Source organism: Pseudomonas sp. N40(2020), from assembly GCF_014472415.1.
GTDB lineage: Bacteria > Pseudomonadota > Gammaproteobacteria > Pseudomonadales > Pseudomonadaceae > Aquipseudomonas.
Window position 1 is genome coordinate 1 of sequence record NZ_JACSZV010000064.1, and the last position, 21,590, is coordinate 21,590.

The window sequence follows — 21,590 nt, forward strand, 5'->3', positions numbered from 1 at the left end:
TCGATGTTCCAACCTCTTCGCGAGCAGGCTCGCTCCCACAAGGGATACTCAGGCACTGTTGATTCATGAGCCATGCGCATAACTCTATAGCGCAAATCCGCAAAAACCTTTTCCTCCCTCCAGCGGTCACTCCTAGAACGAGACTGGCAAGCATGCCGGCGCGCCCTTATGGGCTATTTGCAACCCTGCCGCCTGATTGAGAGAAAAAGGAATCGAACCATGCCGATTTCCCGACGTAAATTTCTGATCCTCGGCGCCGTGACCGCGACGGCGTTCGCGATGCCCCCCTTTATCAGCCTCAAGGCCTACGCGGCCAATCTGGAGCAACCGGCCATGAGCAAAGTGACCATTCAAGTCAATGGCAAGCCTCAGGCCCTTGAAGTCGACAACCGCACCACACTGCTCGACGCCCTGCGCGAACACCTGCACCTGACCGGCAGCAAAAAAGGCTGCGACCACGGCCAGTGCGGCGCCTGCACCGTGATCGCCGATGGCCGGCGGATCAATTCCTGCCTGACCCTGGCGGTGATGCACGAAGGCAGCGAGATCACCACCATCGAAGGCCTCGGCATGCCGGACAACCTGCACCCGATGCAAGCCGCGTTCATCAAGCACGACGGTTATCAGTGCGGTTACTGCACGCCGGGGCAGATCTGTTCGGCGGTGGCGGTCATCCAGGAAATCCGCGATGGCATTCCCAGCCACGCCAGCGCCAGTCTGACCGAGCCGCCGCAACTGATCGCCAGCGAATTCCAGGAACGCATGAGCGGCAATATCTGCCGTTGCGGCGCCTACTCGAACATCATCGAAGCCATCACCGAAGTCGCGGAGGTGCCGGCATGAGAGCGTTCAATTACAGCCGCGCCGACTCCCCCGCCGCAGCCGCAGCACAAGCTGCGCAAGTGGAAGGCGCAAAGTTCATCGCCGGCGGCACCAACTTGCTGGACTTGATGAAACTCGACATCGAAACCCCGCTGCACCTGATCGATATCAATCACCTGGGGCTGGACCAGATCGAAGCCACGCCCGAGGGCGGTTTGCGTATCGGCGCCATGGTGCGCAATACCGATCTGGCCGCCGATGCGCGCGTGCGAAAAGACTACGCCCTGCTCTCCCGCGCCTTGCTTGCCGGTGCTTCCGGGCAGTTGCGCAACATGGCGACCACGGCCGGCAACCTGCTGCAACGCACGCGCTGTCCGTACTTCTACGACACGAATCAAGCCTGCAACAAACGCAATCCCGGCAGTGGCTGCTCGGCGATTGGCGGGGTCAGTCGACAACTGGGGGTCATCGGCGTCAGCGACGCCTGTATCGCCACCCACCCGAGCGACATGGCGATTGCGATGCGCGCTCTCGATGCGCAGATTGAAACGGTCAGACCCGATGGCAGCACTCGCAGCATCGCCATGGTCGATTTCCATCAGTTGCCGGGCAACACGCCCAATATTGAAACCAGCCTTACGCCCGGCGAGTTCATCACTGCCGTGACGCTGCCGGCGCCCGTGGGCGGCACCCACATTTATCACAAGGTGCGCGATCGTTCGTCTTACGCGTTTGCCCTGGTTTCCGTCGGTTTGATCCTGCAAAAGGACGGCAGCGGCCGCATCTCCGTCGGTGGCGTCGCGCCGAAACCATGGCGGGTGGAAGCCGCCGAGGCGTTGCTGCCCAAAGGTGCCAAAGCCGTGAGCGAACGCCTGCTCGACGGCGCCACGCCGACCCACGACAACCAATTCAAACTGACCCTGGTCGAGCGCACACTCGGCTCGGTGCTGGCCCAAGCGAGGGACGAAGCATGAAATTCGACACGCCCGCCACCACCAACCCGATCGACCAATTGAAGGTCATTGGCAAACCCACCGACCGCATCGAAGGCAAACTGAAAACCTGCGGCCAGGCGCCGTACGCTTACGAGCAGCATGAGGCGGTGGCCAATCAGGCTTACGGTTTCATGGTCGGTTCGGCCATCGCCAAGGGCCGCATCAACAACATTGATCTCGACGAGGCGAAAGCCGCCCCCGGGGTTCTGGCCATCGTCACCGCCGCCAATGCCGGCAAACTCGGCAAGGGCCAATACAACTCGGCGCATCTGCTGGCCGGGCCGGAAATTCAGCACTATCACCAAGCCGTTGCGCTGGTCGTTGCCGAGACTTTTGAACAGGCCCGCGCCGCAGCGCAACTGGTCAAAGTCGATTACGTCACGGCCAAGGGCGAGTTCGATCTGGCCAGCGTTCGCGATCAGGGTGTCGAACAGAAAGAAGAACTGCCAGACGTCAAACACGGGGATTTTGCCACGGCGTTCGCTGCCGCCCCGGTGCAGTTCGACCAGACCTACACCACCCCCGATCAGTCCCACGCGATGATGGAACCGCACGCGACACTGGCCGCGTGGAAAGGCGATCAACTGACCCTGTGGACGTCCAACCAGATGATCGCCTGGAGCGTCAGCGACATCGCCGAAACCCTCGGCCTGCCCAAGGAGAAAGTCCGCTTGATCTCGCCGTACATTGGCGGCGGTTTCGGCGGCAAACTGTTCATCCGCGCCGACGCGATCCTCGCTGCCCTCGGTGCGCGCATGGCCAACCGACCAGTGAAAGTCGCCCTCGCGCGGCCGCAAATCGCCAACAACACCACCCATCGCCCGGCGACCATCCAGCGCATCCGTATGGGCGCTACAGCGGACGGCAAACTCACGGCCATCGCCCACGAAGGATGGTCGGGCAATCTGCAAGACGGCAAGGTTGAAGTCGCGGCGCAACCAAGCCAGTTGCTCTACGCCGGCGAAAACCGCCTGGTGACCATGCGCCTGGCGCCGCTGGATCTGCCCGAAGGCAACGCCATGCGCGCACCGGGCGAAACCCCGGGCCTGATGGCGCTGGAAATCGCCATGGACGAAATGGCTGAACAACTCAAACTCGACCCGGTGCAGTTCCGCATCCTCAACGACACTCAGGTCGACCCGGTGAAAATCGAGCGGCCGTTCTCCCAGCGACAACTGATCGAATGCCTGCAAACCGGTGCCGAGAAGTTCGGCTGGGATAAACGCAACGCAAAACCCGGTTCACGTCGCGAAGGTCGCTGGCTGATCGGCATGGGCGTCGGCGCGGCGATCCGCAACAACCTGCTACTGAAATCCGGCGCGCGGGTGCGACTGGAACGCGACGGCAAGATCACCGTGGAAACCGACATGACCGACATCGGCACCGGGAGCTACACGATCATTGCGCAAACGGCGGCCGAGATGATGGGCGTTGGTATCGATGATGTCGTGGTGCGACTGGGCGACTCGAACTTCCCGGTATCGGCTGGCTCTGGTGGGCAATTCGGCGCCAACTGCTCGACGGCCGGGGTGTATGCCGCGTGTGTGAAACTGCGTGAGGCGGTGGCCGGCAAATTAGGTATGGCGGCCGGTGAGGCCGAGTTTGTCGACGGTCAGGTACGGCTCGGCAGCAAAAGTGTGCCGTTGCGTCACGCCGCAGAAAATGGCGTGGTGCAAGCGGAGGACAGCATCGAATTCGCTGACCTTGCCAAGCAGTATCAGCAGTCGACGTTTGGCGCGCACTTCGTTGAAGTCGCAGTGGACGCTGCGACCGGTGAAGTGCGCGTGCGACGGATGCTTGCGGTGTGCGCGGCCGGGCGGATTCTCAATCCGAAAGCGGCGCGCAGCCAAGTCATCGGTGCGATGACCATGGGCGTCGGTGCGGCGCTGATGGAGGAATTGGCGGTAGATAAAAAGCTGGGCTTTTTTGTCAATCACGATCTGGCCGGATATGAGGTGCCGGTGCACGCCGACATTCCGCATCAGGAGGTTATTTTCCTTGATGAAACCGACCCGATTTCTTCGCCAATGAAAGCCAAGGGTGTCGGTGAGTTGGGGATTTGCGGGGTGAGTGCGGCGGTGGCGAATGCGATCTACAACGCCACCGGGGCCAGGGTGCGGGAATATCCGATTACGCTGGACAAGATTCTTTCGTCGTTGCCGGAGATGATTTAAAGAGCTGAAAAGCTGAAAAGCCCCTCACCCTAACCCTCTCCCAAAGGGAGAGGGGACCAATCCGGGGATGCTTCAGAACTACGCCGACCTGAAAGAGCATTGCCGAATCCATAATCGACACCGCTCTTTCAGGTCGATGTATAGCGCAAGACACCTCCGTCGGCCCCCTCTCCCTCCGAGCGGTCCGACGTTTCGGGAGGGCTGGGATGAGGGAAATGGGTGTACAAGTTATGACGGGCAACGGTAGCGCACTAGCATGGGGTGCTAGTACGCCACCTATTCGTTGCGCGGATACTGCGCCTCGCTGACTTGCTCCATCCACTCCACCACCTTGCCATCCAGCACTTCAGCAATCGCGATATGCGTCATTGCCGTGCTCGGCGCCGCGCCATGCCAATGCTTCACACCCGGAGCAATCCACACCGTATCCCCAGGGCGAATCTCACGTACCGGCTGCCCCCACTCCTGCACAAACCCCGCCCCCGCCGTAACAATCAACGTCTGCCCCAACGGATGGGTGTGCCACGCTGTGCGCGCACCCGGTTCGAACGTCACCGTGGCGCCACTGACCCGCGCCTGATCCGAGCCGTTGAACGGCGCGTCGACCCGCACAATTCCGGTGAACCAATCCGCCGGGCCACGGGCCGAAGGTTGTGATCCATTCGGTGTGACGGTCACTCGCGGCGCTTCATTGGCCTGAACATCGCCAGCCAGCAAGGAAAGGGTCAGCGCAGAAGCAGCAATCGGGTTCATGGCGATATCTCCAAAAGTGATGCCTGAACTTTACCGACCATGACTCTTCAGATAATCGACTAGAATTCGAAAAAACTTATGCAGGAAACTCATTAATGCTTCGGGAAAACGCCAGTGACCTGCTCGCCTTCCTCGCCGTGGCGCGTGAGCGCAGCTTCACCAAAGCCGCCGCCAAACTCGGCGTCTCGCAATCGGCGCTCAGCCATACCATCCGCGCCCTCGAAGCACGCCTCGGCCTGCGCCTGCTGACCCGCACCACCCGTAGCGTTTCCCCCACCGAGGCCGGTGAGCACCTGCTGCAAACCGTCGGCCCACGCTTCGAAGAGATCGAGCAGGAGCTGGCGGCCCTGAGCAACCTGCGCGAAACCCCGGCGGGCAAGATCCGCATCAGCGCGACTGACCATTCGCTGGACTGGCTGCTGCGCCCGGTGCTCAAGGAGTTTTTACCGAAGTACCCCGACATCGCCGTCGAAGTCTGTTGCGATTACGGTTTCGTCGACATTGCAGGCCAAGGCTTCGATGCCGGCATACGTCTGGGCGAAGACGTTGCCCAAGGCATGATCGCCACCCGCATCGGTCCGGACATGCGTATGGCCGTGGTCGGTTCGCCCGCCTACTTCGCCAGGCATCCGGCCCCACAAACTCCCCGCGATCTGACCGAACACGCCTGCAACAATCTGCGCCTGCCCACCAACGGCGGGCTGTACACCTGGGAATTTGAAAAGGATAGTGAAAGCCTCAAGGTGCGGGTTTCCGGCCAGATCACCCTGAACGGTGTCTACCCGTTGCTCGACGCCGCACTGGACGGCTTCGGCCTGAGCTATATCCCGGAAAACATCGTCGCGCCGTATCTGGCGGAGGGTCGGCTGGTGCAGGTGATGGAAGACTGGTGCCCGACATTTGCCGGTTATCACCTCTACTACCCGAGCCGACGCCAGGCGGCGCCGGCATTTGCATTGTTGCTGGAGGCGTTGCGTTATCGCGGTTGAAATCGGCCTAGTCCACTAACGCAATCAACTGATGACGCTGCGCATCCGTCAACATCGGCCCGAACCCTGCCTTGACGTTATCGGCCATATACCGTGGATTACCGGTACCCGGAATCACACAAGTAACGGCCGGGTGCGCCAACAAAAACTTCAGCGCCAGTTGCGGCCAACTGTTGACCTGCACGTCCGACACCCACGCCGGCAGCGGTTTGCCTTTGAGCCGGGCGAGCAAGCCACCGCCGCCGAATGGCCGGTTACAGATCACCGCCACACCGCGCTCACGGCATAGCGGCAGAATGCGTTTTTCCACGCCACGGTCATCAAGGGCGTAGTTGATCTGCAGGAAATCCAGTTGTTCAGTCTTCAGCACCGCTTCAACTTCTTCGTACGCCGAGGGTGTGTAATGGGTGATGCCGATGTAGCGAATGCGCCCTTGCTCCTTCCATTCCCGCAGCGTCGGCAAGTGGGTTTGCCAGTCGAGCAGGTTGTGGATCTGCATCAGGTCGATGCGCTCGGCGCGCAGCAGGCTGAATGACTGCTCCATCTGCGCGATGCCATCCTTACGTCCGCGCGTCCACACCTTGGTAGCCAGAAAGGCCGGTGAGCGCGGTTCGTGGATCGACAGCAATTCGCCCGTGGTTTCTTCGGCGCGACCATACATCGGCGAGCTGTCGACCACGGTGCCACCCTTGGCGAACAGTTCGTCGAGCACCGCTGGCAGTTGCTTGTAAGCCGGATCGTCAGGGGCGACGTCAAAGCCGCGATACGTGCCCAGCCCCACCATGGGCAGTGGCTCGGCGCTTGATGGGATGACACGAGTCTGCATGGCTTGGCCTCCGGTAGCGGCGGACGATGTGGCAGTGGCCAGCGCCCGATCAAAGGTGAAGACCGCCGACACCCCGGCAGCCAGCGTGAGCAATCGGCGACGGGAGTAACCCTCAGTGTGGCTCATGCTGGTTCCCCTGCTCCGTGGATCTGTTGCACGTTGTGTTCGAACGCTGGCCGCGTGAAGCGCTGGACTACACTGCGACAACGAACCCGCACACCCCGTTAAAAGTAGCCGAATGTCCCGAACCCTGATGTCACTCGTCGCATTGATCGTCGCCGTTTACCTGGCGCTGTGCGCGGCACTGTTCTTTTTTCAGCGCTCGTTGATCTGGTTTCCGCAGCCCAGTGCGGTCAGTACCACCGATTCACGGCTGAAACTGTCGATGCCGGATGCCGATATCTGGGTCAACACCCGCGAGCGCGACGGGCCGCGTGCGCTGATCTATTTCGGCGGCAACGCCGAGGACGTGTCGCGCAATCTGCCGGAGTTTGCCCAAGCGTTTCCTGGTTACGCGCTGTACCTGCTGAACTACCGGGGGTTTGCCGGCAGCGGCGGTTCACCCTCCGAAGAGGCGATTGCCGAGGATGCGCTGGCGTTGTTTGATCAGGTATCTGCCAGCCATCCGCAGATTGCCGTGGTCGGGCGCAGTCTGGGATCGGGCGTCGCGGTGCGCTTGGCCAGTCAACGGCCGGTGCAGCAGTTGATTCTGGTAACGCCCTATAACAGCCTCGAAGAAATCGCCGCGCGGCAATATCCATGGGTGCCGGTGAAGTGGTTGCTCAAGGATCGCTTTGAGTCGGGCAAGTACGCCGCGCATATCCGCGTGCCGACGTTGCTGCTGGCGGCCAGTGATGACGAGGTGATTCCCCGGGTCAGCACCGAGCAGTTGCTGGGCAATTTTCCCAAGGGGGTGGCCGTGCTCAAGGTGGTGCCGGATTCGGGTCATAACTCGATTTCCGAGCGGGTGGAATACTTGCAGTGGATGGGAGATGTGTTGAATCGGTGAGCCTTGTGTGGGCAGAACGGCCCTCATCGCTGGCAAGCCAGCTCCCACAGGGTTCTGCGGTGTAAACAAATGCTGTGAACGACATCTGACCTGTGGGAGCTGGCCTGCCAGCGATGAGGCCAGTACAGGCAACATCAAATCCAATGCTAAGCAATCGTCCGCCTCTTGAACCAAGTCAAAAAACCCCAGTCCTATTCGCGCCGCGTTCTGCGACTAACCCACTCAAGCACCGTCCCTCTCCAGAGCTGCCCGTCCCATGCGCCACGCCGTTCGTTCGTCTCGCTTCGTTTCGCTGTGCCTGCTGATCCTTTCGCCCCTGCTCGCCGAAACTGCCCATGCCGGCGCCGAGCGCCAATTGGTGGCGGCCATCAACGACTACCGTGCCCACCCGCAACGCTGCGATCGGCGTCCCGCGCAACGGCTGGCACCGTTGGCGTTGAAGTCGAACCTGGCCTTGCCGGTCGGCTACCGATATGGCGGCGGCTTGCGTGAAGCGTTGAAGTCTTCCGGGTACTCGGCTGTAGCGGTGCGCAGCATTCGCATTGTCGGGGCGCAGGACGCCGAAGAAGCATTCGACATGCTGCAAAGTGACTACTGCGGCGCGTTGCTGGACACTCAATACGCCGACATCGGCATCAGCCGTGCGCGCAGCGAATGGCAAGTGGTGTTGACGCGACCGGTGCTCGACAGCCGTGTCGGTGATAACCGCAGCGTCGGCAAAGCCCTGCTGGCCGAAGTCAATGCCGCCCGCGCCCGGCCACGGATGTGCGGAGGCCGGCGTTTCGCCGCCGCCCGCCCCTTGAGCTGGAATGCCGCCCTCGGCGCCGCTGCCCAAGGGCACAGCAAGGCCATGGCCTACGGCAACTATTTCGCCCATCGCGATCCGGACGGTGACATGCCTGCCGATCGCGCCCGCGCCGCCGGCTATCGAGGTCGACAAATTGGCGAAAACATCGCAGCCGGACAGAGTTCACCGGGCAAAGCCATGGCCGGATGGCTGGCCAGCCCTGGCCATTGCGCCAACCTGATGAGCCCGATTTTTACCCAAGTCGGCGCCGGCTTCGCCAGTGAAGCGCGCAGTGATGACGGGGTTTACTGGACGATGCTGTTTGGTGCGCCTTGATCGAAGTCATCACGTTGATGAACGACGTTGCACACTCCTGAATTGCCTTGCAGGGACGGCAACGTCGCACCTCTTCATGAAAGAAATCAGGCCGCGCGTTGCCCTCCCGCCACAGCCGCCGAAGCCGCTAGCATCGCGCGCAACAACACCGCACACCCCGCTGCCAGATCATCCGGCGCGGCGTTTTCGATTTCGTTGTGGCTGATCCCTCCTTCGCACGGCACGAAGATCATTCCGGCCGGGCCGAGTTCGGCGAGGAAGATTGCGTCGTGACCGGCGCCGCTGACGATGTCCATGTGCGACAGGCCCAGGCCTTTGGCGGCGCCACGCACAGCGTCCACGCAGCCCTTTTCGAAGTACAGCGGTGGGAAGTCGGCCGTCGGCGTCAGTTCATAGGTCAGGCCATGCTCTTCGCAAGTCGCGTCGATGACCTGTTTCACTTCGGCGATCATCGAGTCCAGGCGTGCCGGTTCCAGATGCCGGAAGTCGAGGGTCATGCGCACCTCGCCGGGGATGACGTTGCGCGAGCCGGGATAGGCTTGCAGGCAACCGACCGTGCCACAGGCATGGGGCTGATGGCCGAGGGCGGCGCGGTTGACCGCACCGACGATGACTGAGGCGCCGACCAGGGCATCTTTGCGCAAGTGCATCGGGGTCGGGCCGGCATGGGCTTCGACGCCGCGCAGCTTGAGGTCGAACCACTTCTGCCCCAGTGCGCCGAGCACCACGCCGATGGTTTTCTGTTCGTCTTCGAGGATCGGGCCTTGCTCGATGTGCGCCTCGAAATAAGCGCCGACCTTGTGCCCGCTAACCTTGCGCGGGCCGGCATAGCCGATGGCATTGAGCGCTTCGCCAACGGTGACGCCATCGGCATCGACTTTGGCGAGGGTTTCTTCGAGGGTGAATTTTTCCGCGAACACACCAGAGCCCATCATGCACGGGGCGAAGCGCGAGCCTTCTTCGTTAGTCCACACCACCACTTCCAGCGGTGCTTCGGTTTCCACGCCGAGGTCGTTGAGGGTACGCAGCACTTCGACGCCAGCCAGTACGCCGAAGCAGCCGTCGAATTTGCCGCCGGTGGGTTGGGTGTCGATGTGGCTGCCGGTCATCACCGGCGGCAGGTTCGGATTACGCCCAGGCCGGCGGGCGAAGATGTTGCCGACTTCGTCGATCGTGACGCTGCATCCGGCGTCCTTGCACCATTGCACGAACAGGTCGCGGGCCTGGCGGTCGAGGTCGGTCAGGGCCAGGCGACAGACCCCGCCCTTGACCGTAGCGCCGAGTTTGGCCAGTTCCATCAGCGACGCCCAGAGGCGGTCGCGGTTGATGTGCTGATGGGTCGATTGCAGAACGTCTACGGCTGCGTTCATGGGGATCTCCTCAGTGTTGATGCCGATAGTTCCCACGCTCTGCGTGGGAACTCATCCATGGACGCACTGCGTCCGCTGTTGGGACGCAGTGCGTCCCGGGCTGCATTCCCACGCAGAGCGTGGGAACGATCATTACGAAGGCGCTTTAGCCATCGCCGGGTTACCGCGCATCACGCACAACCCGTAATAAATAATTCCGCCCAGCGCCGAGCCGGTAAACCAGCGGTAGCTGTAGAACCAGCTGAACGCATCGCTTCCAAGCGACAGCAAGGTCAACACCACCGGCACGCCGAACGCGAGAAAACCGGCCCAGTTCCACGCCGGATACACGTCGTCACGGTAGAGCCCGGCCAGGTCCAGTTGCTGTTTCTTGATCAGGAAATAGTCGACCACCATGATCCCGGCAATCGGCCCGAGCAGACTCGAATAGCCCAGCAGCCAATTCGAATACACGGTTTCCAGACTCACATCGGAGACGATCAGCCCGAGCTTTTTCAGTAGCTCATGCCCCATCAACACCAACCCGACAACGCCGGTCAGCAGCACGGCTTTGGTGCGGTTGATGACCTTGGGCGCGATGTTCTGGAAGTCGTTGGTCGGCGAGACAATGTTGGCGGCGGTGTTGGTCGACAGCGTGGCGATGATGATCAGCGCCATGGCCACCGCGACCCACACCGGGCTCTGAATGTGGCCGATCAGGCTGACCGGATCAGAGACGGTTACGCCCACCAGTTTCACTGACGCTGCGGTCATGATCACGCCGAGGGAGGCGAACAGGAACATGGTCAGCGGCAGGCCGAAGATCTGCCCGAGGATTTGATCCTTCTGGCTTTTGGCGTAGCGACTGAAGTCGGGAATGTTCAGCGACAGCGTGGCCCAGAAGCCCACCATCGCCGTCAGCCCGGCAGCGAAGTAACTGACCACGCTTGCGCCTTCAGGACGTTTGGGCGGGATCGCCAGCAATTCGGTCATCGACACATTGGGCATCGCCCACACCAGCAGGCCGATGCCGACTGCCACCAGCAACGGCGCGGACAGGGTTTCGAGCCACTTGATCGACTCGGCGCCGCGAATCACCACCCACAGGTTCAACGCCCAGAAGATCATGAAGCCAATCACCTCCCCCGTGCCGCCAAGGGATTTCCAGCCATCGAAAATAGAGCCCAGAAACAGGTGAATCGCCAACCCGCCAAACATCGTCTGAATGCCGAACCAGCCACACGCCACCAGCGCGCGAATCAGGCACGGCACGTTGGAACCGAGAATGCCGAACGATGAGCGCAGCAGAACCGGGAACGGAATGCCGTATTTGGTGCCGGGAAAGGCGTTGAGCGTCAGGGGGATGAGCACAATGAGGTTGGCAAACAGAATCGCCAGCAGCGCCTCGCCGACGGTCAGGCCGAAGTACGCCGTCAGCACGCCGCCGAGGGTGTAGGTCGGCACGCAGATCGACATGCCGACCCACAGCGCGGTGATGTGCCATTTGTTCCAGGTTCGTTCGCGCACCTTGGTCGGTGCCATGTCGTGGTTGTAACGGGGACTGTCGAGGACGTCGCTGCCGGCTTCAAGCTCAAACAAGCCGTCGCGCTCGGTCACTTGCGATCTGATCTGTTGCATGGCCGCTCCACTGTTCTTCTGATTATTTTTTGCTCATCAGGCGGCTGCACATGACGGTGCGAGCCGGACGATGGCCGGAGGAACTGACAACTTTCATGCCCCGGCCATGGTTTCAGCGGCGGCATCAATAAACGTGCCGGGTGCCGCTCTGAACGCTTGGGCCGTGCATTAAACGCTTTGCAACTTTCTGATATTTATCAGTTTTAATTATTGACCGGGTGAGTCTTCGAAAACTTGTCTGAACGCTCAGGCTTAATGCCGGGCAAGTTGTCCGAACTGTCAGGACTCAAACTGGTGCACTGCACTTTTTTTCTTCCTTGGCGATCGACCGCAGCTCAACTTCAAGCGGCTGATTTCACATAGGAAATCTTGCTCATATTTCCATCCTGTCAAGTGCGTCAAAATGGTGAGCAGCCTCACCATTTTGGTGATTTTCTATTTTTATCGTTGTATTTCAACAACTTAAAACAGTCATAAGCTTATAAAAAATAATCTTGATCTATTGCAAAACTGCGACTAGTTTCTATTCCTGACAGCGCTGACAGGAATACGCCCTTCACCGCCGTACATCAATAAAACATTTAGAACCGACACCAGTCGGTCATGCCTGCGAGGAACTCGGAATGTCTCTGTTGATCCGTGGCGCCACCGTTATTACCCATGATGAAAGTTATCGCGCCGACGTCTATTGCGCCGACGGCGTGATCAAAGCCATTGGTGAAAACCTCGATATTCCCGCCGGTGCCGAAGTGCTCGACGGCAGCGGTCAATACCTGATGCCTGGCGGCATCGATCCACACACTCACATGCAACTCCCGTTCATGGGCACCGTGGCCAGCGAAGACTTCTTCAGCGGCACCGCTGCGGGTCTGGCCGGTGGCACCACGTCGATCATCGACTTCGTGATTCCCAATCCGCAGCAGTCGTTGATGGAAGCGTTTCATCAGTGGCGTGGCTGGGCGGAGAAATCCGCCTCGGACTATGGCTTTCACGTCGCGATCACCTGGTGGAGCGAACAGGTGCGCGAGGAAATGGCCGAACTGGTCAGCCATCACGGCATCAACAGCTTCAAGCATTTCATGGCCTACAAAAATGCGATCATGGCCGCCGATGACACGCTGGTAGCGAGCTTCGAGCGTTGTCTGGAACTCGGCGCCGTACCAACGGTGCATGCGGAAAACGGCGAGTTGGTTTATCACCTGCAACGCAAATTGATGGCCCAGGGCATCACCGGGCCGGAAGCGCATCCGCTGTCGCGTCCTTCGCAGGTTGAAGGTGAAGCGGCGAGCCGGGCCATTCGTATCGCCGAAACCATTGGCACGCCGCTGTACCTGGTACACGTCTCGACCAAGGAAGCTCTCGACGAAATCACCTATGCGCGCAGCAAGGGGCAACCGGTTTACGGCGAAGTCCTGGCCGGGCATCTGCTGCTCGATGACAGCGTCTACCAACACCCGGACTGGCAGACCGCCGCCGGTTACGTGATGAGCCCGCCGTTCCGCCCGCGCGGGAATCAGGAAGCGCTCTGGCACGGTTTGCAAAACGGCAATCTGCACACCACCGCGACCGATCACTGCTGCTTCTGCGCCGAACAAAAAGCCGCCGGACGCGACGACTTCAGCAAGATTCCCAACGGCACCGCCGGCATCGAAGACCGCATGGCGGTGCTGTGGGATGAAGGCGTCAACAGCGGCCGCTTTTCGATGCAGGACTTCGTCGCCCTCACCTCCACCAACACCGCGAAGATCTTCAACCTCTATCCGCGCAAAGGCGCGATCCGGGTCGGTGCCGATGCCGATCTGGTGCTGTGGGACCCGCAAGGCACCCGCACGATTTCCGCCAAGACCCACCATCAGCAGGTGGACTTCAACATCTTCGAAGGCAAGACCGTGCGCGGTGTGCCGAGCCACACCGTCAGCCAGGGCCGCGTGGTCTGGGCCGATGGCGACCTGCGTGCCGAGCGCGGGGCCGGACGCTACATCGAACGGCCGGCGTATCCGGCGGTGTTTGATTTGCTGAGCAAGCGGGCGGAGATGCATAAGCCCACTGCTGTTAAACGCTGAAATCCCGGCCTTCGGCCTTCGCGAGCAGGCTCGCTCCCACATTTGAAATGCATTCCCCTGTGGGAGCGAGCCTGCTAGCGAAGAGGCCCTCCCTAACGACACAAAAACCACTGCCCATCAGAGGCAGAGAACCTCAAATTACCGTGAGGCAAAAAACCGTGATCGAGACCCTGAACCATCTCCCGCATCCGCACGAAAGCGCGGCCGCCCTCGCCGGCCATTTCACCGATCTGGCACCGCCGCTCAACGCTCGGCAGGCGCATCTGGAAGCCTCGCGCTGCCTGTATTGCTACGACGCGCCGTGCGTCAATGCGTGCCCGAGCGAGATCGACATCCCTTCGTTCATCCGCAATATCCATCAGGACAACGTGCCCGGTGCTGCGCAGAAAATCCTTTCGGCGAACATCCTTGGCGGCAGTTGCGCGCGAGTCTGTCCCACTGAAATCCTTTGCCAGCAAGCCTGCGTGCGCAACAACGCCCAGGAATGCGCGCCAGTGCTGATCGGCCTGTTGCAGCGCTACGCCGTGGACAACGCGAATTTCACTGAACACCCATTCCAGCGCGCCGCTAACACTGGCAAACGCATCGCCGTGGTCGGCGCCGGGCCGGCGGGTCTGTCCTGCGCGCACCGCAGCGCCATGCACGGGCATGACGTGGTGATTTTCGAAGCGCGGGAGAAGGCTGGCGGCCTGAATGAATACGGGATCGCCAAGTACAAACTGGTCGATGACTATGCGCAAAAGGAACTGGATTTTCTCCTGCAAATCGGCGGTATCGAAATCCGTCACGGACACAAACTCGGCGACAACCTGACCCTCAGCGAATTGCATCAGCAGTTCGACGCCGTGTTCCTCGGCCTCGGTCTCAACGCCAGCAAGCAACTTGGTCTGGCTCACGAAGACGCTCCCGGCCTGCTCGCCGCCACTGACTACATCCGCGAACTGCGCCAGGCCGATGACCTGACGCAACTGCCACTGGCCGAGCGCTGCATCGTCCTCGGCGCCGGCAACACCGCGATCGACATGGCCGTGCAAATGGCGCGCCTGGGGGCCCGCGATGTCAATCTGGTGTATCGCCGTGGTGTCACGGACATGGGCGCTACCGGCCACGAACAAGACATCGCCAAGGCCAATCAGGTACGCCTGTTGACCTGGGCACAACCGGAGGAGGTTTTGCTCGACGAACAGGGCAAGGTCCGCGGCATGCGTTTCGCCCGTACCGATCTGGTCGACGGTCGCCTGCAAACCACCGGGGAAACCTTCGAGCTGGCCGCTGATGCGATCTTCAAAGCCATCGGCCAAGCCTTTGATGGCAGCGCCCTCGCCGACCCGTTGGCGCGTGAACTCAAGCGTCAGGGCGAGCGAATTCAGGTCGACGAAAATCTGCGCACGAGCATCCCCGGTGTGTACGCCGGCGGTGACTGCACCAGCCTCGATCAGGACCTCACCGTGCAAGCGGTGCAGCACGGCAAACTGGCCGCCGAGGCCATCAACGCTCAACTGATGCTCAACGTGGAGGCTGCGTAAATGGCCGATCTCTCGATAGTCTTCGCCGGCATCAAAGCGCCCAATCCGTTCTGGCTGGCCTCCGCGCCGCCGACCGACAAAGCCTACAACGTGGTTCGTGCCTTCGAGGCCGGCTGGGGTGGCGTGGTCTGGAAAACCCTGGGTGAAGACCCGGCGGCGGTCAACGTCTCTTCGCGCTACTCGGCGCACTACGGTAACAACCGAGAAGTGCTGGGCATCAACAACATCGAGCTGATCACCGACCGCTCGCTGGAGATCAACCTGCGTGAAATCACCCAGGTGAAAAAGGACTGGCCGGATCGCGCCCTCATCGTTTCGCTGATGGTGCCGTGCGTCGAAGAGTCGTGGAAACACATCCTGCCGCTGGTGGAAGCCACCGGTGCCGATGGCATCGAACTGAATTTCGGCTGCCCCCACGGCATGCCCGAACGCGGCATGGGCGCGGCGGTCGGTCAGGTGCCGGAGTACGTCGAGCAAGTGACGCGCTGGTGCAAGACCTACTGCTCGCTGCCAGTGATCGTCAAACTGACGCCGAACATCACCGACATCCGCGTCGCCGCCCGCGCCGCGCATCGGGGTGGCGCCGATGCGGTGTCGCTGATCAACACCATCAACTCGATCACCAGCGTCGACCTGGAACACATGGTCGCCCTGCCCACCGTCGGCAGCAAAAGCACCCACGGCGGTTACTGCGGTTCAGCGGTCAAACCGATTGCGCTGAACATGGTCGCGGAAATCGCTCGTGATCCGCAGACCCAAGGTTTACCGATCTGCGGGATCGGCGGCATCGGCAGTTGGCGCGATGCGGCGGAATTCATGGCACTGGGCAGCGGCGCGGTGCAGGTGTGCACGGCGGCGATGCTGCATGGCTTCCGTATTGTCGAGGAGATGAAGGACGGCTTGTCGCGGTGGATGGACAGTCAGGGCTACGCCAACATTGCCGAGTTTTCCGGACGCGCCGTGGGCAACACCACGGACTGGAAGTATCTGGATATCAACTATCAGGTGATCGCGAAGATTGATCAGGAGGCGTGCATCGGTTGCGGGCGCTGCCACATTGCCTGCGAAGACACTTCACATCAGGCGATCAGTAGCCTGAAGCAAGCAGACGGGACGCATAAATACGAAGTGATCGATGACGAGTGTGTGGGCTGCAATTTGTGTCAGATCACCTGTCCGGTGGCTGATTGCATCGAGATGGTGCCGATGGAGACGGGCAAGCCGTTTCTGGATTGGAACCATGATCCGAGAAATCCCTACCATGTAGCTCTCTGACTGATCGTTCCCACGCTCTGCGTGGGAATGCCTCAAGGGAAAGGCTTATGGCTCCAAGCCGATCCCGCGCAAAATCACACTGGTCACCGTCTGCACCGCCCGCTCGAACTGCATGTCCGACAGCGGCTGGTGATCATTCAAGATATTCACCTGATGATCGAAGTCGGCGTAGTGCTGGGTCGAGGCCCAGATCATGTACAGCAGGCTCGACGGTTCCACCGGCAGGATGCGCTTGTCCTCGACCCACTGGCGGATCTTCGCTTCTTTCATCTTCGCCCAGTCATACAGGCTGGCATCCAGCGCCTCGCCCAGGGTAGGCGCGCCATGAATGATTTCATTGGCCCAGACTTTCGAGCCGTAAGGTCGGCTGCGCGAGTGGTTCATCTTGGCGCGGATGTAGCTGCTCAGCACCACACGCGGATCGTCGAACATCTCGAAGCACAGCGCGTCCTGTTTCCACACTTCCAGCAGATCGAACAGCACCGCGCTGTACAGCTCGCTCTTGGTTGAAAAGTAGTAATGCAGGTTGGAGCGCGGCAGTTGCACTTCGGCGGCGATGTCGGCCATGGCGGTGCTGCCGAAGCCTTTTTCGGCGAAAACCTTTTCCGCGGCGAGGAGGATTTTTTCGACGTTACTGCGACGAATCTCGATCTTGTGATTGCCCATGTGGGCTCCCTGACAACAACGTTGCGCAAGACTAGCATCCGCTCTGCCACCGGGGCGACCGCTGAAAACAAAACTTCGTACCGGCAAGGACGGATGGCTAAACTGGCGGCTTCTTCGATTCTGCCTCAGAGGTACCCGCGATGCTGTTCAAGAATGTCCTGACCACCACTGCCCTGCTCGCCTCGCTGTTGGCCGCATCCTCGGCATTTGCCCACGCCCACCTGAAAAGCCAGACCCCGGCGGCCGACAGCTCCGTCGCGGCACCGGCGGATCTGCGCCTGACCTTCTCCGAAGGCGTTGAAGCAACCTTCACCAAAGTCACCCTGACCAAGGATGGCGCGCCAGTCACAGTCAAACCGCTGACCACCGAAGGCAAAGACAAGAAAACCCTGATCGTCACCCCCGCCGCACCGCTGACTGCCGGCGAATACAAAGTCGAATGGCACGCCGTGTCGGTCGACACACATAAAAGCGAAGGCGCCTACCAATTCAAGGTTGGCCAGTAATTCATGAGCGAAGTGCTGGTGCTGTGCCGGTTCCTGCATTTCACCGTGGTGTTGATGCTGTTCGGGGTGTGGTTGTTCAGGCCATTGCTGCTCAAGGGTGGAGCGCCAGCGCTGGACGTTGGTATTTCGCGGCTGGCACCTTGGCTTGCTGCCGTTGCGCTGGCCAGTGGCATGGCCTGGGCGTTGCTTATCACCGCGAGCATGGCCGGTTCGGCGGCGGCAGCTTTTGATCCGGACACGGTTGCACTGGTGTTGGGCAATACCTTTTTTGGTCAGGTATGGCGCTGGCACCTGTTGATCAACGCAGTGTTGCTGGCGTTGCTGTTTACGCCATGGCGTTCGAACCTGCCGTTGCGCCTGGGCTTGAGCGCGCTGCTGTTGGCGACACTGGCGCCGGTCGGACATGGCGCGATGCTTGATGGTCTCAGCGGCCAACTGTTGATTCTCAACCAGATCATCCACCTGACCTGCGTGGCGGCGTGGCTTGGCGGATTGTTGCTGCTGATGATGATTTTGCGCCGGCCCAGTGAACCGATGCGCGAGATTCTGCGACGCTTCAGCGGGATCGGATATGCGCTGGTTGCGGGCCTGTTGATCACCGGGTTGCTCAACGTTCGCGTGCTGACCGGCCAGTGGTGGCCGACACCGCTCTTCACGGGGTTTGCGCTGATTCTGTTGATCAAGGCGATGATCGTGCTGGGGATGCTCGGGCTGGCGCTGTTCAATCGTATGCGGATCGACGACTGCGAGCGGCGGATGGCCGCGCTCAGGCGCAGTGTGGTGCTGGAGTGGTTGCTGGGGATTGGTGCTGTCGCTGCCGTCTCGCTGCTCGGCACTCTGCCACCGATGATCACAGCCTGAAAAGCAAAAGATCGCAGCCTTCGGCAGCTCCTACAGGGGATTGCATTTCAATGTAGGAGCTGCCGAAGGCTGCGATCTTTTGATCTTAATGTGGCTGCGTATCGCCTGCCGCCGTATCGATACTCACCACCACCGACATCCCCGGCCGCAACCGTTCCTCTTCCTGCTGGCCCTCATCAATGGTGATCCGCACCGGCACTCGCTGGGCGATTTTGACGAAGTTGCCGGTGGCGTTGTCCGCCTGCAACAGGGCAAATTCAGAACCGGTGCCCGGCGAAATATGCTGCACATGCCCGGTGAATTTACGGTGGTTCAACGCATCAACGGTGAAGCGCACCGGTTGCCCGACCCGCACGTTGTCCATTTGGGTTTCCTTCATGTTGGCGATCACCCATTTCTGGTTCGGCACCAACGCCATCAACTGCGCCCCGGAATTGACGTAGGCACCAAGGCGCACGCCGATCTGCCCGAGCTGGCCGTCGCGCGGGGCGACGATGCGCGTGTTCGACAGGTCGATGCGCGCCAGTTGCACTGCCGCTTCGGCGCTGGCCACCGCCGCTTCCAGCGAACCGCGATTGACGATCACTGTTTGCAGATCCTGCCGAGCGATTTCCAGATTGGCTTTGGCTTGCGCTACCGCAGCAACGCCTTGCGCATTGGCCGCCAGCGCCACGTCCATCTCACGCTTGGACACCGAGCCGTCACGCACCAGCTCCTTGTTACGCCGCAAGTCCGCCTCGCTTTTACGCAACTGCGCTTCGCTGTCGGCCACCACTGCCTGACGCAATTTGATCGTCGCTTCAGCGCTGTTACGTTGTTGCACCACGTTGGCCAGGGAGGCTTTCTGCACCGCCAGTTGCGCCAGTGACTGGTCGAGGCGCTGCTGATAGATGCGGTCGTCCAGACGCACCAGCAAATCGCCGGCCTTCACAAACTGGAAATCCTGCACCGGCACTTCATAGACATAACCTGCAAGCTGCGGGCCGATGATCGTCACCTGCCCGCGCACCAAGGCGTTTTCGGTGGTCTCGACCGCGCTGCTGAACGGCGGCAGTTGCCAGGCGTAGAGCACGATCAGCACACCGACGATCGCAATCGCGGCAAAACCCAGCGACGAGATAATTCGCACCCGCAGCGAGCGCGGCTCGGTGTTCGGTGATGACGGCGGCGCGACACCCTCGGGCGTGGCGGCGATGGCGTTAGTGGTGGTCGTGGTCGGCTCGGTCATGAAGAAATGGCACCGCTATTAGTTACGGAAGGCTGAACGGGTGTAGCGGCGACGGCTTTGGTGGTGCTCATCAGCCACAGCGCACGAATGGATATCCAGATCATGGTCAGCACCGCGATCACCGCGATGAGCATGAACACATCGTTATAGGCCAGCACATTGGCTTCGCGAGTCGCCGCGTTCGACAGACTGCGAATGCCCGCCAGATTGCGCAAGCTCGGGTCAGCCAGCAGCGAACCGTAAGCCGATCCACCACTCTGCACGCGCGCCGCCACCAGCGGATCGGACAATGTCAGGTGCTCCACGATATGGCTGGAATGAAACTTCTCACGCACGATCTGGAAGGTGCCGAGCAACGCCGAGCCGAGCAGTCCGCCGAGGTTATTACAGATCCCGAACAGCACGGAAAAACTCACCAGATTGCGCGGATTGGTCAGCACGTTGCGCGTGCCCAGCACCATGGTCGGCCCAAGGAAAAACGTACTGCCGAACGCCAACAGGAACTGGCTGAAGTAAAGGTTTTCCGGGCGAGTCAGGTTGTTCGAATAACTGTCCATCACCGAGCCGGTCGCCATCAGCGCCAGCGAGATGATCAACGGCAGGAGCAAGTGTTTTGGGTCGATGGTCAGCGCACTGGTGAGCAGGCCGGCGACGCTGCCGATCATCATCACCACGTACAGGCTGTGCAACTGCTGATTGCTCATGTTGAGGTACTGCATGAAACCCACGGCGCCGGTGGATTGTTCGGACGTGACCATGCGAATCAGCACCACCGCCAACGCCAGACGAATCATCACACCACTGCCGAGCCAGCGGGTCATAAGCAGCGGGTTGCTGCGATTATGTTCGATGGCGAGTCCGGCCAGAATCAACACAATCGAGGCGGCCAGCGCGACACCGATCCAGTCTTGCTCAAACCACCAATCGATGCGCCCCAACGACAGCACCGCACAGAGCAAAGCCACGCCGCTGGCGAGAATGGCAAAGGTCAGGAAATCGAGTTTTTCGAAAGTTTTGAAACGGTCGCCCGGCGGCAACTTGAGCAGCAACACGCAACCCAGCGACAGCAGCGCCATGCCCAATTCGAACAGATACAAACCGCGCCATTCGGCGATCTGCAACAAGTCTTCGGAGAACAAACGCGCCAGTGGCAAAGCCAGTTGCGAAGCCCCCAGACCCAGCACCAGCGCCTTCATCCGCCACTTGGCCGGGAACGCCTGAACCATGTAATACAAGCCCAGTGAACTGAGCGCCGCGCCGACCATACCGTGCGCCGCCCGCACGGCAATCGCCGAGTTCAGGTCGTTGACGAACAAATGGCCGAAGGTCACCAGCGCATACAGCACCAGAAACACCTCGGTGAATGCGCGTAAACCGAACTGTTGGCGGAACTTCACCAGCAGCAGGTTCATCGACACGTTGGTCATCACATACGCCGCCGGCAGCCAGGCCATTTCCGCGGTGGTCGCGCCGATCGCGCCTTGCAGATAAATCAGGTTGGCGACCACCAGCGAATTACCCAATCCACCGGTCAACGCCACCAGCAACCCGACCAGCGCATAGGCCAGGCGCTTGGGGTTGGAATGCAGCGGCGTCGAGGGGGAACCGGGCAGACTGGGCTTCTCGTGAGGCTGCCAGTCGCGCGGGGCGTATCGATCCATTAAAAGGCCTTGAGCTGGAAGTTGCTGAAGTTTGCCGTAAATCGTCCTGCAAACCCATCTCCCCTGTAGGAGTGAGCCTGCTCGCGATAGCGGAGAGTCAGCCAACCTAATTGTTGAAGGTTAAAC

At 60.7% G+C, this 21,590-nt stretch carries 18 protein-coding genes; 11 read left to right on the plus strand and 7 right to left on the minus strand.

Annotated elements, in window-relative coordinates; translation table 11 throughout:
* Positions 1-219 precede the first annotated feature (219 nt).
* Genes paoA through paoC form a run of 3 tightly spaced genes read left to right on the plus strand, consistent with a single transcriptional unit; the run spans position 220 to position 3,991 of the window.
* Positions 220-843 (plus strand): aldehyde dehydrogenase iron-sulfur subunit PaoA, encoded by a 624-nt coding sequence (paoA, locus tag IAI51_RS26575; protein WP_401264441.1) that lies wholly within the window; start codon positions 220-222, stop codon positions 841-843.
* Positions 840-1,796, plus strand: a complete 957-nt coding sequence (locus tag IAI51_RS26580; protein WP_187681179.1) for an FAD binding domain-containing protein — start codon at positions 840-842, stop codon at positions 1,794-1,796. The genes paoA and IAI51_RS26580 overlap by 4 nt, the downstream gene beginning before the upstream one ends.
* Complete coding sequence (gene paoC / locus IAI51_RS26585; protein ID WP_187681180.1) at positions 1,793-3,991, plus strand: aldehyde oxidoreductase molybdenum-binding subunit PaoC; 2,199 nt, start codon at positions 1,793-1,795, stop codon at positions 3,989-3,991. The genes IAI51_RS26580 and paoC overlap by 4 nt, the downstream gene beginning before the upstream one ends.
* A gap of 276 nt (positions 3,992-4,267) precedes the next feature.
* On the opposite strand, the gene IAI51_RS26590 is transcribed toward paoC, so the two are convergent.
* The gene (locus IAI51_RS26590; RefSeq protein ID WP_187681181.1) at positions 4,268-4,744 is read right to left on the minus strand and encodes a cupin domain-containing protein; all 477 of its coding nucleotides are present in this window, start codon (positions 4,742-4,744) and stop codon (positions 4,268-4,270) included.
* A 95-nt stretch (positions 4,745-4,839) separates the two neighbouring features.
* Between IAI51_RS26590 and IAI51_RS26595 the strand changes: the two genes are divergently transcribed.
* The gene (locus IAI51_RS26595; protein WP_187681182.1) at positions 4,840-5,733 is read left to right on the plus strand and encodes a LysR family transcriptional regulator; all 894 of its coding nucleotides are present in this window, start codon (positions 4,840-4,842) and stop codon (positions 5,731-5,733) included.
* 7 nt (positions 5,734-5,740) lie between these two features.
* On the opposite strand, the gene IAI51_RS26600 is transcribed toward IAI51_RS26595, so the two are convergent.
* Complete coding sequence (locus IAI51_RS26600; protein WP_187681183.1) at positions 5,741-6,685, minus strand: aldo/keto reductase; 945 nt, start codon at positions 6,683-6,685, stop codon at positions 5,741-5,743.
* Positions 6,686-6,797: 112 nt separating this feature from the next.
* Between IAI51_RS26600 and IAI51_RS26605 the strand changes: the two genes are divergently transcribed.
* Both IAI51_RS26605 and IAI51_RS26610 read left to right on the plus strand, forming a co-directional pair.
* Positions 6,798-7,568, plus strand: coding sequence for an alpha/beta hydrolase (locus IAI51_RS26605; protein WP_187681184.1), 771 nt, complete (start codon positions 6,798-6,800; stop codon positions 7,566-7,568).
* A 256-nt stretch (positions 7,569-7,824) separates the two neighbouring features.
* Positions 7,825-8,691: a CAP domain-containing protein gene (locus IAI51_RS26610; protein ID WP_187681185.1), complete on the plus strand. Its 867-nt coding sequence runs from the start codon at positions 7,825-7,827 to the stop codon at positions 8,689-8,691.
* Between the two features lie 86 nt (positions 8,692-8,777).
* Here the strand turns inward: IAI51_RS26610 and IAI51_RS26615 are convergent, their stop codons facing one another.
* Together IAI51_RS26615 and IAI51_RS26620 are read right to left on the minus strand one after the other, a co-directional pair.
* Positions 8,778-10,061, minus strand: a complete 1,284-nt coding sequence (locus tag IAI51_RS26615; RefSeq protein ID WP_187681186.1) for a Zn-dependent hydrolase — start codon at positions 10,059-10,061, stop codon at positions 8,778-8,780.
* 132 nt (positions 10,062-10,193) lie between these two features.
* Entirely contained in the window at positions 10,194-11,678 is a 1,485-nt protein-coding gene (locus IAI51_RS26620; protein WP_187681187.1) for an NCS1 family nucleobase:cation symporter-1, read from the minus strand.
* 623 nt (positions 11,679-12,301) lie between these two features.
* Here IAI51_RS26620 and hydA point away from each other — a divergent pair.
* The 3 genes from hydA to preA all read left to right on the plus strand — a co-directional run bounded on the left by hydA (position 12,302) and on the right by preA (position 16,542).
* On the plus strand, positions 12,302-13,741 hold the full coding sequence (gene hydA, locus IAI51_RS26625; protein ID WP_187681188.1) for a dihydropyrimidinase: 1,440 nt from the start codon (positions 12,302-12,304) through the stop codon (positions 13,739-13,741).
* A 158-nt stretch (positions 13,742-13,899) separates the two neighbouring features.
* Positions 13,900-15,267, plus strand: a complete 1,368-nt coding sequence (locus tag IAI51_RS26630) for an NAD(P)-dependent oxidoreductase (protein ID WP_187681189.1) — start codon at positions 13,900-13,902, stop codon at positions 15,265-15,267.
* Positions 15,268-16,542, plus strand: coding sequence for an NAD-dependent dihydropyrimidine dehydrogenase subunit PreA (gene preA / locus IAI51_RS26635; RefSeq protein WP_187681190.1), 1,275 nt, complete (start codon positions 15,268-15,270; stop codon positions 16,540-16,542).
* A 45-nt stretch (positions 16,543-16,587) separates the two neighbouring features.
* On the opposite strand, the gene IAI51_RS26640 is transcribed toward preA, so the two are convergent.
* Complete coding sequence (locus tag IAI51_RS26640; RefSeq protein ID WP_187681191.1) at positions 16,588-17,208, minus strand: TetR/AcrR family transcriptional regulator; 621 nt, start codon at positions 17,206-17,208, stop codon at positions 16,588-16,590.
* A gap of 140 nt (positions 17,209-17,348) precedes the next feature.
* On the opposite strand from IAI51_RS26640, the gene copC reads away from it, so the two are divergent.
* The gene (copC, locus tag IAI51_RS26645) at positions 17,349-17,714 is read left to right on the plus strand and encodes a copper homeostasis periplasmic binding protein CopC (protein ID WP_187681192.1); all 366 of its coding nucleotides are present in this window, start codon (positions 17,349-17,351) and stop codon (positions 17,712-17,714) included.
* A 3-nt stretch (positions 17,715-17,717) separates the two neighbouring features.
* On the plus strand, positions 17,718-18,575 hold the full coding sequence (gene copD, locus IAI51_RS26650) for a copper homeostasis membrane protein CopD (RefSeq protein ID WP_187681193.1): 858 nt from the start codon (positions 17,718-17,720) through the stop codon (positions 18,573-18,575).
* Between the two features lie 85 nt (positions 18,576-18,660).
* Here the strand turns inward: copD and IAI51_RS26655 are convergent, their stop codons facing one another.
* Positions 18,661-19,803, minus strand: a complete 1,143-nt coding sequence (locus IAI51_RS26655) for an HlyD family secretion protein (RefSeq protein WP_187681194.1) — start codon at positions 19,801-19,803, stop codon at positions 18,661-18,663.
* Positions 19,800-21,464: an MFS transporter gene (locus IAI51_RS26660; protein WP_187681195.1), complete on the minus strand. Its 1,665-nt coding sequence runs from the start codon at positions 21,462-21,464 to the stop codon at positions 19,800-19,802. Before IAI51_RS26660 ends, IAI51_RS26655 begins: the two co-directional genes overlap by 4 nt.
* Positions 21,465-21,590: the final 126 nt, after the last annotated feature.

Bases quoted from the DNA above. Each gene is read 5' to 3' on its own strand.
- copC (WP_187681192.1), top strand. From the start codon at position 17,349: ATGCTGTTCAAGAATGTCCTGACCACCACTGCCCTGCTCGCCTCGCTG.
- IAI51_RS26610 (WP_187681185.1), top strand. From the start codon at position 7,825: ATGCGCCACGCCGTTCGTTCGTCTCGCTTCGTTTCGCTGTGCCTGCTG.
- IAI51_RS26590 (WP_187681181.1), bottom strand. From the start codon at position 4,744: ATGAACCCGATTGCTGCTTCTGCGCTGACCCTTTCCTTGCTGGCTGGC.
- IAI51_RS26600 (WP_187681183.1), bottom strand. From the start codon at position 6,685: ATGAGCCACACTGAGGGTTACTCCCGTCGCCGATTGCTCACGCTGGCT.
- IAI51_RS26660 (WP_187681195.1), bottom strand. From the start codon at position 21,464: ATGGATCGATACGCCCCGCGCGACTGGCAGCCTCACGAGAAGCCCAGT.
- IAI51_RS26605 (WP_187681184.1), top strand. From the start codon at position 6,798: ATGTCCCGAACCCTGATGTCACTCGTCGCATTGATCGTCGCCGTTTAC.
- IAI51_RS26655 (WP_187681194.1), bottom strand. From the start codon at position 19,803: ATGACCGAGCCGACCACGACCACCACTAACGCCATCGCCGCCACGCCC.
- hydA (WP_187681188.1), top strand. From the start codon at position 12,302: ATGTCTCTGTTGATCCGTGGCGCCACCGTTATTACCCATGATGAAAGT.
- IAI51_RS26580 (WP_187681179.1), top strand. From the start codon at position 840: ATGAGAGCGTTCAATTACAGCCGCGCCGACTCCCCCGCCGCAGCCGCA.
- IAI51_RS26620 (WP_187681187.1), bottom strand. From the start codon at position 11,678: ATGCAACAGATCAGATCGCAAGTGACCGAGCGCGACGGCTTGTTTGAG.
- IAI51_RS26640 (WP_187681191.1), bottom strand. From the start codon at position 17,208: ATGGGCAATCACAAGATCGAGATTCGTCGCAGTAACGTCGAAAAAATC.
- paoC (WP_187681180.1), top strand. From the start codon at position 1,793: ATGAAATTCGACACGCCCGCCACCACCAACCCGATCGACCAATTGAAG.
- preA (WP_187681190.1), top strand. From the start codon at position 15,268: ATGGCCGATCTCTCGATAGTCTTCGCCGGCATCAAAGCGCCCAATCCG.
- copD (WP_187681193.1), top strand. From the start codon at position 17,718: ATGAGCGAAGTGCTGGTGCTGTGCCGGTTCCTGCATTTCACCGTGGTG.
- IAI51_RS26595 (WP_187681182.1), top strand. From the start codon at position 4,840: ATGCTTCGGGAAAACGCCAGTGACCTGCTCGCCTTCCTCGCCGTGGCG.
- paoA (WP_401264441.1), top strand. From the start codon at position 220: ATGCCGATTTCCCGACGTAAATTTCTGATCCTCGGCGCCGTGACCGCG.
- IAI51_RS26615 (WP_187681186.1), bottom strand. From the start codon at position 10,061: ATGAACGCAGCCGTAGACGTTCTGCAATCGACCCATCAGCACATCAAC.